Origin of the sequence: Massilia sp. 2TAF26, assembly GCF_052115005.1 — a bacterium.
Lineage (GTDB): Bacteria > Pseudomonadota > Gammaproteobacteria > Burkholderiales > Burkholderiaceae_D > Telluria.
The window spans coordinates 27,972-43,778 of record NZ_JBFRFV010000020.1 but is presented as its reverse complement, the minus strand read 5'-3'; the positions used below and the strand labels follow the sequence as shown (position 1 = coordinate 43,778).

Genomic DNA, 15,807 nt, shown 5'->3' with positions numbered 1-15,807 from the left:
CCCAAAAGCAACAGAGATTACTGCATCGAAAGTACAATCTTTTGTGAATATTCACTAAAGGTTTCGCTTTCGAGGACAGTCATGGGTTTTTTCAGTCAATTCAATATCGGTAAACGGCTCGCCATTGGCTTCTCGCTGACCCTGGCGATGGCCGTGCTGATCGCGGGCGTCGGCATGTCGCGCCTGACCAAGGTGGCCAACGAGTCCGCCGAGGTACTCACCGTCCCCCTGACCAAGGAGCGCCTGGTGGGCGAGTGGTATGTGCAGATCTTCGCCGCCGTGCGCCGCACCGCCGCCATCGTCAAGAGCAGCGATCCCTCGCTGGGCGACTACTTCAAGGAAGACGCGGCCGCCACCGGCAAGCGCGCGGCCGACCTGGTCAAGCAGATCGAACCGCTGATCGCCGCCGGCGAAGAAAAGGCGCTGTGGGACCGCATCGGCGAACTGCGCAAGGGCTATTCGGCGGCGCGCGATGCCGCGGTCAAGGCCAAGGCCGACCGCGACACCGAACTGGCAGCTCGGATCCTCGACGAGAAATTCTCCCCGACCGCCAAGGCTTACCAGGAAGCCGTGCAGCAGCTGGTGGCGATGCAGAACGCGCGCATCGATGCCGCCAAGGTCGACATCCAGGCCGGCGCCGGCGCCAGCGAACGCCTGATCACCGTGCTGTCCGTGTGCGCCGTCGCACTCGGCGCGATCAGCTCGATCCTGCTCACCCGCGGCATCGTCGGCCCGATCCGCGAAGCGGTGGAAGTGGCCGAGACGGTGGCTTCCGGCGACCTCACCCGCCACATCGAATCGAGCGCGAAGGACGAAACCGGCGCCCTGCTGCGCGCACTGCGCCACATGAACGACAGCCTGGTCGGCATCGTCAGCGAAGTCCGCGGCGGCACCTCGGCAATCCACGGCGCGGCCGGCGAAATCTCGGCCGGCAACCTCGACCTCTCCTCGCGCACCGAGCAGCAGGCCGCCGCGCTGGAAGAAACCGCGGCCTCGATGGCGCACCTGACCGACACCGTGCGCCAGAACGCGGACAACGCGCGCCAGGCCAACCAGCTGGCGATCAGCGCCTCCAGCGTCGCCACCAAGGGCGGCGACGTGGTCGGCCAGGTGATCCTGACCATGGGTTCGATCAACGAATCGTCGAAGAAGGTCGTCGACATCATCGGCGTCATCGACGGCATCGCCTTCCAGACCAATATCCTGGCCCTGAACGCGGCCGTGGAAGCGGCGCGCGCCGGCGAGCAGGGCCGCGGCTTTGCCGTGGTGGCGAGCGAAGTGCGCACCCTGGCCCAGCGTTCGGCGGCGGCGGCCAAGGAAATCAAGGCCCTGATCGACGACTCGGTCGGCAAGGTCGATGCCGGCGCAAGGCTGGTCGACCAGGCCGGCGACACGATGGGCCAGGTGGTGGACGCGATCCAGCGCGTCACCGACATCATGGCCGAAATCGCATCCGCCAGCCAGGAACAGACCGACGGCATCGAGCAGGTGAACCAGGCCATCACCCAGATGGACGAAACCACCCAGCAGAACGCGGCCCTGGTCGAGGAATCGGCGGCGGCCGCCGGCTCGCTGCAGGACCAGGCGGCCAAGCTGGCCCACGCCGTTGACGTGTTCAAGGTCGAGCGCCAGGCCGCGCCGTCGCGAATCGAACCGGCAGCCAGCCTGCCCGCCGTGCGCCCGCAGCCGGCGCCGAAGCCGGCGCGCGCCGCAGCCGCCAAACGCCCTGCCGCCAGCGCCACCGTCGGCGACGGCTGGGAAGAGTTCTGATTCCTAGGGTGGGCACAGGGTGTCCACCCTACTTCGATCTCTGGACCGTGCGCCTCCGAACGGAGTTTGTCCCGACTCGGGTTATCCTTGCGCTTCCAGATCAAGGAGGTGGAGATGTCCTACGAGGAAAGAGACGACTACGGCATGTACAAGAACAAGCACGGCAAGGGACCGGGCCCGGAAATGATGGGCGCGAATACCCTGATCGGCGACCATGTCCATAACCTGCAGAACGAGCACCTGGGCGTCATCAAGGAGTTCATGGTCGACATGCGCAGCGGTGCCATCGCCTACGCGGTGATGTCCACCGGCCGCTTCCTGGGCCTGGGCGAAAAACTGTTCGCGGTGCCCTGGCAGGCCCTCACGCTCGATACGCGGCACAAGCGCTTCACGATGGACATTCCAAAAGAGCGCATCGAGAACGCGCCCGGATTCGATACCGACCACTGGCCGGACATGGCCGACCTCGAATGGGTCGGCGCGGTGCATGACTACTTCGGTACGCAGCCGGTGGAAACCGGCGCATAAAAACGTCGCATGAAAAACGTCATCCCCGCGAAGGCGGGGACGACGGATCAAACGCTAACGGTGCTGACGATTACTTCTTCGGCGCCATCAGATCCAGCAGAATCGCAGTCTCGGCCTTGATGGTATTCACCACGGTCGGCTTGAAGTCCGGCGCCCATTGCGGCGAGTGGGTGCCCGGCAGCGGTTCGCCGGCCTTCCTGGCGGCTTCCAGGCGCTTGCCATCGACCGCGCCGACGTGCAGCAGGATCGCCTTCACGCCCGGCTGCAGGCCGTACTGCGAGAAGTCTTCCGAGGTCATCTTGGCCGGCATCTCCTTCACGAACTCGGGGCCGACGGCGCCCTGCACCACCTTCACCATGCGGCCGATCAGCTCCGGATCGTTGTAGACCGAATCGGTGCCCGGCTCGACTACCACCAGCGGCTCCTTCGGCGCGCCGGCGGCCATGGCTTCGCCCTTGGCTTCGCGCGCGATGCTCGCCAGGATGCGCTTGCGCACTTCCGGCTTGAAGGTACGCACCGACAGCTGCAGCTTGACCTGGTCCGGAATGATGTTGGCCACGGTGCCGCCGTGGATGCTGCCCACGGTGATGACGGCCGGATCGATCGGGTTGTTCTCGCGCGAGACCAGGGTCTGCAGCGCCATCACGATGCGCGCGGCGATCACGATCGGGTCGCGCGCCTCGTGCGGCACGGCGCCATGGCCGCCCTGGCCATTGACGGTGATGGTGACCACGTCCGACGAAGCACGGAACGGGCCGGCGTGGTACATGATCGTACCCGACGGCATGGTGGCGTCGTCGTGGAAGGACAGTGCGTAGTCAGGCTTCGGGAAGCGCTTGAACAGGCCGTCCTTCAGCATCGCTTCGGCGCCGTGCACGGTTTCTTCCGACGGCTGGCCGATCAGCATCAGGGTGCCGCTCCAGGCCTTGCGGTTTTCCGCCATCAGCTTGGCGGTGCCGTACCAGGCCGACATGTGCAGGTCGTGGCCGCAGGCGTGGGCCAGGGCGACGGTCTCGCCGGCGGCGTTCTTGGTGGTCGCCTTGCTGGCGAACGGCAGGCCGGTCTTTTCCTGGACCGGCAGCGCGTCCATTTCGGTGCGCAGCATCACGGTCGGGCCGGGGCCGTTCCTCAGGATCGCCACCACGCCGGTGCCGCCGACGCCGGTGGTGACCTCGAAGCCCAGGTCCTTGGCCAGCTTGGCCAGCTTGGCGGCGGTCTGGTGTTCGGCGAAGCCGATTTCCGGGTTGCGGTGCAGGTCCTGGTACAGGCTTTCGATCGCCGGGTAGTTGGCGTTCAGCTGTTCCGCGAACGGTGCGGGCAGCGTTGCGGCGCCGGCGCTGCCGCCGATGAGTCCGGCCAGGAACAGGGTGTTACGGAGGATGCTGGATGACTTCATTGCGTATTTACTCTTTGCGTGATGAGACAAAAAAAGCGGCGGACGAGCCCGGCCTTCTTTTTTACGCTAACAGATCATTCAGGATGTAACAATGTTCAATTTAACAATCCCACGGGTAAAGTGTCGGATATTCCCTACAAAATGTTGCAAAAATTTTTCCATAAAGAATTTTTTCATTCCTGAAAGAAATTTCCGTCAGTACAATTCAGTCTTCTCCGGCCCAGCCCCCAAGACACGTGTCCACGCTCCAGTTCGAGCTGCTTCCTTCACGCGTGGCCGGCCGCAATTCGTACAAAGGAATATCGATGGGATTCGTTGCAAACATCAAGATCGGCAAACGCCTTGGACTCGGCTTTGCCGTCATTCTCGCGATGACGGTGGTCATTTCCGCCGTCGGCGCCTGGCGCATGGCCCAGGTGGCCGACGCGACCAAGAACATGATGGCCGTGCCGCTGGCCAAGGAACGTTTGATTACCGACTGGTACACGCTGAACTTCGCGTCGATCCGCCGTACCGCGGCCATCGCCAAGAGCTCCGATCCGTCGCTGGGCGCCTACTTCAAGGAAGACTCGGCCGCCTCGGTGAAGAAAGCCGCCGAGCTGCTCAAGCAGATCGAGCCGCTGATCGCCGCCAGCGGTCCGGAAAAGGAGCTGTTCGCGAAGATCCTGGAACAGCGCAAGGTGTACAGCGCCTCGCGCGACGGCACCGTCAAGGCCAAGGCCGACGGCAACGCGGAAGAAGCGGCACGCATCCTCGACAAGGAATTCACCCCGGCGGCGCAGAAGTACCAGGACCTGCTGCTGCAACTGGTCACCATGCAGCGTAACAGCATGGACGCCACCGCCAGCGGCATCGACGGCAATGCCGACAAGGCCACCTGGCTGATCATGATCCTGTGCGGCTGCGCGGTGCTGCTGGGCGGCGTGATCTCCTGGGTGCTCACCCGCGGCATCGTGCTGCCGATCCGCCAGGCGGTCGGCGTGGCCGAAACCGTGGCAAGCGGCGACCTGACCCACGACATCGTGGCCAACACCAAGGACGAAACCGGCGCCCTGCTGCGCGCCCTGCGCCACATGAACGACAGCCTGGTGGGCATCGTCGGCCAGGTCCGCGGCGGCACCGACACCATCGCCACCGCTTCGCGCGAGATCAGCGCCGGCAACCTCGATCTCTCCTCGCGCACCGAGCAGCAGGCGGGCGCGCTGGAAGAGACGGCGGCCTCGATGGAAGAGCTGACCACCACCGTGCGCCAGAACGCCGACAACGCACGCCAGGCCAACCAGCTCGCCATCGCCGCCTCCCAGGTGGCGACCCAGGGCGGCGCCGTGGTCGGCGAAGTCGTTACCACCATGGGCGAGATCAACGATTCGGCCAACAAGATCGTCGACATCATCAGCGTCATCGACGGCATCGCCTTCCAGACCAATATCCTGGCGCTGAACGCGGCCGTGGAAGCGGCCCGCGCCGGCGAACAGGGCCGCGGCTTCGCGGTCGTGGCGGGCGAAGTGCGCACCCTGGCCCAGCGCTCGGCTGCGGCCGCCAAGGAAATCAAGGAACTGATCACGGCCTCGGTGGCCAAGGTCGACACCGGCGCCAGGCTGGTCGACCAGGCCGGCGCCACCATGGAACAGGTGGTGACCAGCATCCGCCGCGTGACCGACATCATGGGCGAGATCACCAGCGCCAGCCAGGAACAGACCGGCGGTATCGAACAGGTCAACCAGGCCATCGGCCAGATGGACCAGGTGACCCAGCAAAACGCGGCCCTGGTCGAAGAAGCGGCGGCCGCCGCCGCCTCGATGCAGGACCAGGCCGCCAAGCTGGCCGAAGTGGTCAGCGTGTTCAAGCTGGATCGCTCGCACGACTTCGGCGCGGTGGCTGCGGCGCCGGTCAAGGCCGTGCCGGCGCGGCCGGCCCTGCCGCGCGCAAGCACCCAGGTGGTGAAGGCTGCGTCCGCCAGACCGGCGAGGACGTCGAAGCAGGCGGTTGAGGCGGATTGGGAAGAGTTTTAAGCGTTAGCTTGTAAACGTCGCCCCCGCGAAGGCGGGGGTCCAGGTTCTGCCGGCGCAGTCGAAACGCGAACAAACTTGGGTCCCCGCCTTCGCGGGGACGACGGTGGAGTTTCGCGGGAATGACGGCTACACGCTAACAAAAATCCCGGCTGCGCGTATCCAGATTCCCCAGCAGGTGCGACATATCCACCAGCCGCTTGGCTACCAGGTGGCGTACCTCCCCTTCCCTCTGCCAGATCCCGTACACGCCCAGCAGGTGCGCATTCAGCACCTCGCGGCGCTGCCGTTCGACCAGGCTGGCCCACACGATCACGTTCACGTTTCCGGTCTCGTCCTCGATGGTTAGGAAGAGCACGCCCTTGGCCGTGCCCGGGCGCTGGCGCACGGTGACGATGCCGCAGGCGCGCGCCAGCTGGCCGTTGGCGAAGTCCATCAGCACCTCGGCCGGCAGGAAGCGCTTCGCCAGTAATTGCGGCCGCAGCAGCGCGAGCGGATGGCGGCCCAGCGTGAGTCCCTGGGCGCGGTAGTCGCCGACGATCTCCTGTCCCTCGCTGGGCGCCGCCAGCACCGGCACGTCTTCTTCCAGCGAGGCGGGTCGCAGCAGGTCCTTGTCCGGCACCGACCCCACCGCCTGCCACAGGGCCTGGCGCCGGTGTCCGGCCAGCGCCTGCAGCGCATTCCCGCCGGCCAGCACCTGCAGGTCGCCGCGGTCCAGGTTCGCGCGCCGCGCCAGGTCGGCCGTGTCAAGGAAGGGGCGGATCGCGCGCGCCAGCTCGATGCGCTCGGCCGCCTCCTTGCCCATTCCCCTCAGCAGGTGCAGGCCGAGGCGCACCGCCGGCTGGGTGGACGAGGCCTCGCCCCTTTCTTCCAGCGCCGACTCCCAGCCGCTGACGGCGACGTCCACCGGGCGCACCTCGATGCCGTGGCGGCGCGCGTCCTGCACCAGCTGCGAGGGACTGTAGAAGCCCATCGGCTGGCTGTTCAACAAGGCGCACAGGAAGGCCGCCGGCTCGTGGCACTTCAGCCAGGAGCTGGCATAGGCCAGCAGCGCGAAGCTGGCGGCGTGCGACTCCGGGAAGCCGTATTCGCCGAAGCCCTGGATCTGGCTGAAGATCTGCTCGGCGAACGTCAGGTCGTAGCCGCGCTTCAGCATGCCGCCGACGATGCGCTCGTAATACTTCTCGAGCCCTCCCTTGCGCTTCCAGGCCGCCATCGCGCGGCGCAGCTGGTCGGCTTCGCCGGGCGTGAAGCCGGCCGCCAGGATCGCCACCTGCATCACCTGCTCCTGGAAGATCGGCACGCCCAGCGTGCGCTCCAGCGCCACCTTCATTTGCGGACTCGGGTAAGTCACCAGCGACGGATCCTCGCGCCGCTTCAGGTAGGGGTGCACCATGCCGCCCTGGATCGGCCCCGGACGCACGATGGCCACCTGGATCACCAGGTCGTAGAACTGCCGCGGCTTCATCCGCGGCAGCATGCTCATCTGGGCACGCGACTCGATCTGGAATACGCCCACGGTATCGGCCGCGCGGATCATGCGGTAGGTGGCCGGGTCGTCGTGCGGGATGTCCTGCAGTTCGAACACCATGCCGTGGCGCCGGCCGACCAGCTCCAGGCAGCGTCTCAGCATCGACAGCATGCCCAGCGCCAGCACGTCGACTTTCATCAGGCCCAGCTCCTCGAGGTCGTCCTTGTCCCACTGGATCACGCTGCGCTCCGCCATCGTCGCATTCTCGATCGGCACCAGGCGCGAGAGCTTCCCGCGCGCCATCACGAAGCCGCCCGGGTGCTGCGAGAGATGCCGCGGAAATCCGAGCAGGCGCTGGGCCAGCGAAGCCCACTGCTGCGACAGCGTCGCTTCCGGATCGAGGCCGCTCTCGGCCAGGCGGTTCAGCAGGTCCGCCTTGCCGTCGAACCAGTGGTGCTGCTTGCAGACCTTCTCGATGATGGCGAGGTCGATGCCGAGCGCCCGCCCGCTGTCGCGCAGCGCGCTTTTCGGACGGTAGCTGATCACCACCGCCGCCAGCGCGGCACGGGTGCGCCCGTATTTCTGGTAGATGTACTGGATGACTTCTTCGCGGCGCTGGTGTTCGAAGTCGACGTCGATGTCGGGCGGCTCGTTGCGCTCCTTCGAGATGAAGCGTTCGAACAGCAGGCTGGCCCGCGCCGGGTCGACCTCGGTGATGCCGAGGCAGTAGCAGACCGCCGAATTGGCGGCCGAACCGCGGCCCTGGCAGAGGATGTGCCGGGAGCGAGCGAAGCGCACGATGTCGTACACGGTCAGGAAGTAGTGCTCGTAGCGCATCTCGGAGATCAGCTGCAGCTCGTGCTCGATCTGGGCCTGCACCCTGGCCGGGATGCCGTCGCGGAAGCGCCGGTGCGCGCCGATCCAGGTTTCGCTGCGCAGGTAGCTGGTGGCCGTGTGGCCGGGCGGGACCACTTCGTCCGGGTATTCGTAGCGCAGCTCCTCCAGCGAGAAGGTGCACAGGCCGGCGATGCGCAGGGTTTCCTGCAGCGCCGCGCGCGGATAGATGTTGGCGAGGCGTACCCGCGAACGCAGGTGCTGCTCGGCGTTCTGGGCCAGCTGGTAGCCGCATTCGGCAACCGGCTTGCCGATCCGCGTCGCGGTAAGTAGATCCTGCAAGGGCTTGCGGGAACGTACGTGCATCACCACGTGGCCGACGGCGACGATCGGCAGGCCGTGCTGCCAGCCGACTTCCTCGACGGTGGCGCGGTGGGCGTCGTCGAAGGCGCGGTGCAGCAGGTTCAGGCCGATCCAGGCGCGGCCCGGAAAGGTCAGCGCCATCCAGGCCGCCTGGGCGTGCAGGCGGTCGACGCCTTGCTGGTCGTGGCCCGGATAGGCCGGCAGCAGGATCGCCAGGCAGTCCGGCATGCCGTTTTCCAGGTCGGCGGGATGCAGCAGGTAAGTTCCTTTCCCGCTGCGGGTGCGCCCGAGCGTGATCAGTTCCGACAGGTTGCCGTAGCCGTTGCGGTTCCGGGCCAGCAAAATGAGGGACAGCGCATCGGCGCCGTCCGCGTGCTTCAGGTGGAAATGGGCGCCGATGATGAGCGGCAGTTTTGCGCCCTTCGCCTCCGCATGCGCGCGCACCACGCCGGCCAGCGAGCACTCGTCGGTGATGGCCAGCGCCGCATAGCCCAGCTGCACGGCGCGCGCCACCAGTTCTTCCGCGTGCGATGCGCCCTGCAGGAAGGAGAAGTTCGACAGGCAGAACAGCTCCGCATACTGGGGCAGGCCAAGGTGCAGGCCAAATTGGGAAGATGGCTCGGATGGCATCGTGTGTCTGGGCAAATAGATCTACAATGGTCTTGGAAAAAGACAATACTGTATAAAAACACAGTATAACTGACGACTTCAGCATTTGCGAACATGCACGTACACGAATTGATTTGCTTCGGGGCCCACCCCGGCGACGGCAACCCGGCGCTGGTGATCGAAGACGACGGCATGGCCCCGGCCGCACGCCAGGCCTTTGCCGCCGCGCGCAACACCACCTGCGTCTTCCTGTCCCGGGACCGGGAGGTCGACTACTTCTATCCGCACATGCGCAGTCCGCTCTGCCTGCATGCGACACTGGCGGTGGCCGCCGTCCTGCTCGAACGCGAGCAGGACGCGCAGGCGATCACCGTGCGCACCGCCATGAAGGGCCAGGCACTGGAACTGTCGCGCGAGGACGGGCGCTATTTCGTGAAGCTGGCGCCGCAGACGGTGCCGCAGGCCGCCATCGGCGGCGACGGGATCGCGGCCCTGCTGAACGCACCCGGCCTGGTCCTGGCCTCGCGGCCGCGGGTGGCCTCGGTCGGCAGCCCCAAGCTGCTGGTCGAAGTGGAGGATGCGGACACGCTGTACGGCCTGGCGCCCGACCTGGCCGGCATCGCGGCCTGGGGCAAGGCGAACGGCGTGAACGGCCTGTATGTCTACTGCCGCTTGGAGGAAGGCGTTTATGAAGGCCGCAATTTCAACCACCTCGATGCGGCGCTGGAAGACAGCGCGACCGGGGTCGCGGCCGGCGCGCTGGCCGCGGCGCTGGGGCATGGCCTGGTGCTGCGCCAGGGCCGGGCGACGGGACGGGATTGCCTGATCCAGGCGCGGGTCGAGGATGGGGCCATCCTGGTCGGCGGAGCGGCCGAGGGCTAGCATGCATCCGGCCATCAGGTTCATCTCGCTTGCCGCCCTGCTCGCCCTGGGTGCCTGCGCCTCGAAGACGGTGTCGCGGATGGGCAGCGCCGCCGCCGCCCCGCTCAACGATCTCGGCATCACGAAACAGGATGTGCCGGCCGTGCTCGAGAAAGCCAAGGAAAATCCCTACCGGCCGCCGGAGAACCGCAGCTGCACCGCCATCGCGCGCGAGATCCGCGAACTCGACGAGGCGCTCGGTCCCGACTACGATGCGCCGCCCTCGGCAAAAGACGAGGACACTTTCATGAACAAGGCGTCCGACGTGGCGGAGGACCAGGCCGTCGGCGCGGTCCAGCGGACCGCCGAAGGCCTGATCCCCTTCCGCAGCTGGGTGCGCAAGCTCAGCGGCGCCGAGCGGCATTCGAAGCACGTGTCCGCCTGCATCACGGCAGGGTCGGTGCGCCGCGCCTACCTGAAAGGCCTGGCCGCCTCGCAGCGCTGCGCCTTCATGCGCAGGCCGGCGCCTTCGCCCGCTTCGGCTTCGTCTTCGTCTTCGCCGACGCATTGAGCGCGGCCGCGGCGCGGATCAGCGCCTTGAAGGCCTCGGCATCGACCTCCTCGCCTTCGCGGATGTCGATCGCGCGCCGCGCATTGCCGTCCAGGCTGGAATTGAACAGCTTCGCGGGATCGTCCAGCGAGGCCCCCTTCAGGAAGGTCAGCTTCACCCAGGACTTGTAGGACTCGCCGGTGCAGAGAATGCCGCCGTGTTCCCAGACCGGCGTGCCCATCCACTTCCAGCTCTCCACCACATCGGGGATGGCTTCGTGGATCAGCGCGCGCATCCGCGCCAGGGTGGCGCCGCGCCAGTCCCGCAGGCTGGCGATGCGTCCGTCGATCAGTACGGAGGCCTCGCTCATGCCGCCGCTCCCAGCCCCGCCAGCACCTGGTCGAGCGACGCGAAGAACTTGTTCCAGCCGTACCGGGCGCCGTGGTAGGCCTGGTCCTGGTCCGGACGGAAGCCGCTCTGTTCCATGCGCAGGCGGGTGCCGGCGCCGCTGGGCGTGAGGGTCCAGGTGACCACGCTGTCCAGGCCCATCGCGGCCCAGGTATAGGACAGGCTGCGCTGCGCTTCGATCTCGAGCACTTGGCAGTCGACCGAGCCCCAGTCGCCGTGCAGGCTGAAGCGGTGGTTCGCGGCCGGCACGAAGTCGTTCTTCATCAGCCAGGCCTCGATCAGGTGCGGCTGGGTGAGCGCGCGCCAGATCTTCTCGGGCGCATGCGCGAACTCGCGTTCGACGGTGACGGTGCGGAGTTCAGGAGCAAGCTGCGGCGAAGCATTCATCATTGGTCCATCCTTTTCAAAAGGTCATCGAGGTCATCGAACCGGTCTTCCCAGAACCGGGACATCTGCTGCGTCCAGTCGACCAGCGGGGCGAGCGCTTTCAACCGGGCGGAATAATGGGTCTGGCGTCCCTCGTGCCGGTCGCTGACGAGTCCGGCCTGCTTGAGGATGCCGAGGTGCTTCGACACGGCCGGCTGCGAGATCCCGGCCTGGGCCGTCAAGGCCCCGACGGTCTGCTCCCCTTCGCGGCACAGCCGTTCGAACAGGGCCCGGCGGGTGGGGTCGGCGAGGGTCCTGAAAATGGCGTCGGGGGTGTCGGGTGTCTGTTCCATCTGAATTCATAACTGCATGGTTATGGATTAAGTATAACCACGCGGTTATGAATAGGTCAAGCGGAACTAAAGCCATGTCTGCCAACTCTGCTAACAAGGGACGATGGACAAGGAGGAGCTCACGATGAACGGATCCGGAAAACTCGCCGGCAAGCGGATTGCCGTGCTGGCGGCGGACGGTGTCGAACAGGCGGAACTCGATGCCGCGCTGATGGCGCTGAAGAACGCGGGCGCGCAATCCGCACTGGTGGCCCTGCGCGCCGGCCGGATCCGCGGCATGAACGGGCACCAGCCCGCCGAGCTGGTGCGGGTCGACCGGACCATCGACGCGGTCCGCGCGGACGACTACGACGGCCTGCTGATTCCCGGTGGCTACATCGCGCCCGACCTGCTGCGCCAATCTCTCTCCGCGCGCGAGTTCGTGCGCGCCTTCGATGCCGCCGGCAAGCCGATCGCGGCGATGTCGCACGCGGCCCTGCTGCTGGTCTCCTGCGGGCTGGCGGCCGGGCGCACCCTGACCTCCTGGCCGGGCGTGCGCGACGACCTGGTGAATGCCGGCGCCATCTGGCGCAACCAGCAGGCCGTGCGCGACGGCCGCCTCCTGACGAGCCGGACGCCGCAGGACGCGATCGCCTTCGCCCATGAGCTGGCGCCCTTCCTGGCCGGCGAGGCCGCGCCCGTTCCTATCGCCACGCCCACCGATTCCGATCCGCCCCAGCAGGCGCCGTCCGAACTGCCCGACCAGTCGCTGCGCTGGCTGGCCGCGCCCTCGCTCGGCGCCATGCTGAGCCTGGCGATCGTCGGCGTCGGCGTGGTCGCCGCCAACCGCAGCCTGCGCAAGCGCGAAGCCCGCGAAGCGGCGTCCGTGCCGCCCTCGCCCCCGGCCGGCCCGGACGGCTGAGACCCGGCCGCGGATTGCCGTCACGCGCTTCTGGAGCAGGCACCGTCCTTCATGATATCTTCGCAAAAGCTGGCTAGCCCATCCATCGGAGCTGGCCCGCCTCTCCAGGAGCGTGTTCATGCGGGTCGTGCGCGTCATCGTGCTTGCCGTGCTGTGTCTTCCAGGCCTCGTTTGCGCGGCGCCGGTTCGTGTCGTGCTGGACGAAAACTATCCCCCCTTCGTCCACCGCAATCCCGACGGCTCGCTGGAAGGTTACACGGTCGACCTGTGGCGCCTGTGGGAGCGCAAGACCGGCAGGAAGGCCGAGCTGGTCGCCGTCAACTGGGCCCAGGCCCAGCCGATGCTGGAAGCCGGCCGCGCCGACGTGATCGACACCATCTTCCGCACCGACGCCCGCACCGCCACCCTCGACTTCTCGAAGGCCTACGCGACGGTCGCCACCGCCATCTACGCCGACGCCTCGATCGGCGGCATCCACGACATCGCCAGCCTCAAGGGTTTCGAGGTGGGAGTACAGGCCAACGACGCCTGCGCCGAGGAGCTGCTGCGCGAGGGCGTCACCGGCGTGCGGATCTACCCGACCTACCGGGCCCTGGTCGACGCCGCCGCCCGCCAGTCGATCAAGCTGCTGTGCATGGACGAATACTCGGCCGACTACCGGCTCTACCAGCTCGGCCTGCAGCGCCAGTACGTGAGGGCCTTCGAGGTCAGGCGCAACGGCCTGCGGCGCGCCGTCAGGAAGGGCGACGGCGCCACCCTCGCCATGGTCGAAGACGGCATGGCGAAGATCACGCCGGCCGAACTCGGCGCCCTGCACGACAAGTGGATGGGCAAGCCCCTGCCCTTCATGCGCATCGCCGAACGGCTGCTGGCGGCCCTGCTGGCGCTGGGCGTGCTGGTGCTGATGCTGGGCTTCTGGCTGCGCTCGGTGCGCAAGGCGGTGCGCGTCCGCACCGCCGAACTCGAACGCGAGAAGGCACTGCTGCGCACCCTGGTCGAGAGCAGTCCCGACGTGATCTGGCTGAAGGACCAGGCCGGCACCTACCTGGCCTGCAATGCGCGTTTCGAAGAATTGGTGGGCAAGCCGCGCGAGGAGGTCATCGGCAGGCGCGACGAGGACCTGTTCCCGCCGGCCTCGGCCGAATACATGCGCAGCACCGACCTCGCCTCCCTCGATTACGGCAAGCCGCTCGCCCACGACACCCACGTGACCTCGGCGAAGGATGCGAAAGAACATACCTACGAAACCATCAAGACCCCCATCGTCGAGGCGGACGGCAAGGTCCTGGGCGTACTGGGCTTCGCGCGCGACGTGACCATGCGCATCGAACACGAACGCACCATCCGCCGGCAGGAACGCCTGCTCACGGAGATGAGTTCCCTGGCCCGGATCGGCGCCTGGGAGCTCGAACCGGCGACCGGCCACCTGGAATGGACCGACGAGGTGATCCGCATCTACGAGCTGCCCGCCGGCCGCCCGGTGACGCTCGAAGCCTGCCTGGCCTGCTGCGTCGTGGACGACCGGATCCAGGCCGAGCGCGCGCTCGCCGAGGCCGAGACCGAGGGCAAGCCTTTCGACCTGGAGCTGCGGATCGTCACCCCCGCCGGCACCCGCAAATGGATACGCGTGCTGTGCAGTCCGATCACGGCGGACGGCCGCACGATCCTGAGCGGCACCGTGCAGGACGTGACCCACCAGCGCGACCTCGAAGAATCGATGCGCATGGCGAACCTGATCTACCAGACCAGTTCGGAAGCGGTGCTGGTCACCGACGAAGCCAACCGCATCGTCGACGCCAACCCGGCCTTCACGCAGCAGACCGGCTACACGCTGGACGAGGTGGCCGGCCGCGAACCCCAGCTGTTCGAGTCGAGCATGCACGACCAGGACTTCTATGCCTGCCTGCGCGGGACCCTGGCCGCCCGCGACCACTGGCAGGGCGAGATCCAGGACCGCAACAAGGACGGCAGCGTCACGCCGAAGTTCGTCAACATCCGCGTGATCCGCCATCCGGACGGCCGCATCTACCGCCATGTGATCCAGTTCCGGGACATCGGCGAGCAGAAGCAGAAGGATGAAGTCATCTGGCGCCAGACCAACTTCGATCCGTTGACCGGCCTGCCGAACCGGCGCCTCTTCCTCGACCGCCTGGGGCAAGAGATGCGCAAGGCCCAGGGCGCCGGGCAGCGGCTGGGCGTGCTGCTGCTCGACATCGACCGCTTCAAGGACATCAACGACGCCTACGGCTATGCCAGGGGCGACGAGGCCCTGATCCAGCTGACCCGGCGCATGGTGCGCCGCGTCCCGGCCGACGCCGGCATCGCGCGCCTGGGCGGCGGCATGTTCGCCATCGCGCTCGGCCAGGGCGACCAGCAGCTGCACCTCGAGACCGTCGCCGGCGCCCTGATCGACGCGGTGGCGGCGCCGCTCGGCCTCGGCAGCGACGAACTGGCCTACCTGTCGGCCAGCATCGGCATCAGCGTCTATCCCGACGACGCCTGCGACCCCTCCACCCTGCTGGCGAATGCCGAGCACGCGATGTACCTGGCCAAGCGCGCCGGGCGCGGCCACTTCCAGTATTTCACCGCCTCCCTGCAGCAGCAGGCCTCCTTCAAGCTCAGGCTGACCAACGAGCTGCGCATGGCGCTGGCGCGGCGCCAGCTGCACGTGCACTACCAGCCCATCGTCGAGACCACCACCGGGCGCGTGCGCAAGGCCGAGGCCCTGCTGCGCTGGGAGCATCCGGAGTTCGGCGCGGTCAGCCCGGCCACCTTCATCCCGCTGGCCGAGGAGACCGGCCTGATCGGCGAGATCGGCGACTGGGTGCTGGGCGAAGCCATCGCCGACATCGAGCGCTGGCGCCGGAAATACGATTGCACGATCGAGCTGAGCGTGAACATCTCGCCGCTGCAGTTCGAGCGCCAGGGTCCGCTGCCATGGCTGGAGCGCATCCTGCGGTCCGAGCTGCCGTCCTGTATTACCGTGGAGATCACCGAAGGGGTGCTGGTGAGCGACACCGGCCAGGTCTCGCGCTGCCTGGGCGCCCTGCACGAGGCCGGCGCCAGGGTCTCGATCGACGATTTCGGCACCGGCTTTTCCTCGCTCGCCTACCTGAAGCATTTCGACGTCGACTACCTGAAGATCGACAAATCCTTCATCGACCAGCTGGCCGACGACGACGGCGACAAGGCGCTGACGGAGGCCATCGTCGGCCTCGCCCACCGCCTCGGCATCGAAGTGATCGCCGAGGGCGTCGAGACCGGCGTCCAGCGCGACCTGCTGGCCGCCTTCGGCTGCGACTACATCCAGGGCTGGTTCCATGCGAAAGCCCTGCCGCGCGAGGCCTTCGAAGACTACCTGGAACGGCATATGGCGTTATCATAAGAG

At 67.1% G+C, this 15,807-nt stretch carries 12 protein-coding genes; 7 read left to right on the top strand and 5 right to left on the bottom strand.

Annotated features, from left to right (window positions below):
• Positions 1–81 precede the first annotated feature (81 nt).
• Both AB4Z32_RS19305 and AB4Z32_RS19300 read left to right on the top strand, forming a co-directional pair.
• On the top strand, positions 82–1,770 hold the full coding sequence (locus AB4Z32_RS19305) for a methyl-accepting chemotaxis protein (protein ID WP_442123483.1): 1,689 nt from the start codon (positions 82–84) through the stop codon (positions 1,768–1,770).
• Positions 1,771–1,884: 114 nt separating this feature from the next.
• Positions 1,885–2,298 carry a PRC-barrel domain-containing protein gene (locus AB4Z32_RS19300; protein WP_442123482.1) on the top strand — a complete coding sequence of 138 codons (414 nt, stop codon included), beginning with the start codon at positions 1,885–1,887 and terminating at the stop codon, positions 2,296–2,298.
• Between the two features lie 70 nt (positions 2,299–2,368).
• On the opposite strand, the gene AB4Z32_RS19295 is transcribed toward AB4Z32_RS19300, so the two are convergent.
• Complete coding sequence (locus AB4Z32_RS19295; protein ID WP_442123481.1) at positions 2,369–3,694, bottom strand: amidohydrolase; 1,326 nt, start codon at positions 3,692–3,694, stop codon at positions 2,369–2,371.
• A gap of 305 nt (positions 3,695–3,999) precedes the next feature.
• Between AB4Z32_RS19295 and AB4Z32_RS19290 the strand changes: the two genes are divergently transcribed.
• Entirely contained in the window at positions 4,000–5,706 is a 1,707-nt protein-coding gene (locus AB4Z32_RS19290; RefSeq protein WP_442123480.1) for a methyl-accepting chemotaxis protein, read from the top strand.
• Between the two features lie 133 nt (positions 5,707–5,839).
• Here the strand turns inward: AB4Z32_RS19290 and AB4Z32_RS19285 are convergent, their stop codons facing one another.
• Positions 5,840–9,001 (bottom strand): error-prone DNA polymerase, encoded by a 3,162-nt coding sequence (locus tag AB4Z32_RS19285; RefSeq protein ID WP_442123479.1) that lies wholly within the window; start codon positions 8,999–9,001, stop codon positions 5,840–5,842.
• 93 nt (positions 9,002–9,094) lie between these two features.
• On the opposite strand from AB4Z32_RS19285, the gene AB4Z32_RS19280 reads away from it, so the two are divergent.
• Positions 9,095–9,862 carry a PhzF family phenazine biosynthesis protein gene (locus AB4Z32_RS19280; protein ID WP_442123478.1) on the top strand — a complete coding sequence of 256 codons (768 nt, stop codon included), beginning with the start codon at positions 9,095–9,097 and terminating at the stop codon, positions 9,860–9,862.
• Between the two features lies 1 nt (position 9,863).
• On the top strand, positions 9,864–10,412 hold the full coding sequence (locus AB4Z32_RS19275; RefSeq protein ID WP_442123477.1) for a hypothetical protein: 549 nt from the start codon (positions 9,864–9,866) through the stop codon (positions 10,410–10,412).
• Here AB4Z32_RS19275 and AB4Z32_RS19270 read toward each other — a convergent pair.
• From AB4Z32_RS19270 to AB4Z32_RS19260, 3 genes are read right to left on the bottom strand one after another with little or no spacing between them, the layout of a single operon-like run.
• The gene (locus tag AB4Z32_RS19270; protein WP_442123476.1) at positions 10,351–10,761 is read right to left on the bottom strand and encodes a DUF1801 domain-containing protein; all 411 of its coding nucleotides are present in this window, start codon (positions 10,759–10,761) and stop codon (positions 10,351–10,353) included. The two genes, AB4Z32_RS19275 and AB4Z32_RS19270, sit on opposite strands and share 62 nt — an antisense overlap.
• Positions 10,758–11,186, bottom strand: a complete 429-nt coding sequence (locus AB4Z32_RS19265; protein ID WP_442123540.1) for an SRPBCC family protein — start codon at positions 11,184–11,186, stop codon at positions 10,758–10,760. The genes AB4Z32_RS19270 and AB4Z32_RS19265 overlap by 4 nt, the downstream gene beginning before the upstream one ends.
• The gene (locus AB4Z32_RS19260; RefSeq protein ID WP_442123475.1) at positions 11,186–11,518 is read right to left on the bottom strand and encodes an ArsR/SmtB family transcription factor; all 333 of its coding nucleotides are present in this window, start codon (positions 11,516–11,518) and stop codon (positions 11,186–11,188) included. The genes AB4Z32_RS19265 and AB4Z32_RS19260 overlap by 1 nt, the downstream gene beginning before the upstream one ends.
• Positions 11,519–11,642: 124 nt before the next feature.
• On the opposite strand from AB4Z32_RS19260, the gene AB4Z32_RS19255 reads away from it, so the two are divergent.
• Positions 11,643–12,419: a type 1 glutamine amidotransferase domain-containing protein gene (locus AB4Z32_RS19255; RefSeq protein ID WP_442123474.1), complete on the top strand. Its 777-nt coding sequence runs from the start codon at positions 11,643–11,645 to the stop codon at positions 12,417–12,419.
• A gap of 118 nt (positions 12,420–12,537) precedes the next feature.
• A complete protein-coding gene (locus AB4Z32_RS19250) occupies positions 12,538–15,804 on the top strand; it encodes an EAL domain-containing protein (protein ID WP_442123473.1) in 3,267 nt (1,088 codons plus the stop codon).
• The last annotated feature ends 3 nt before the right edge of the window (positions 15,805–15,807 follow it).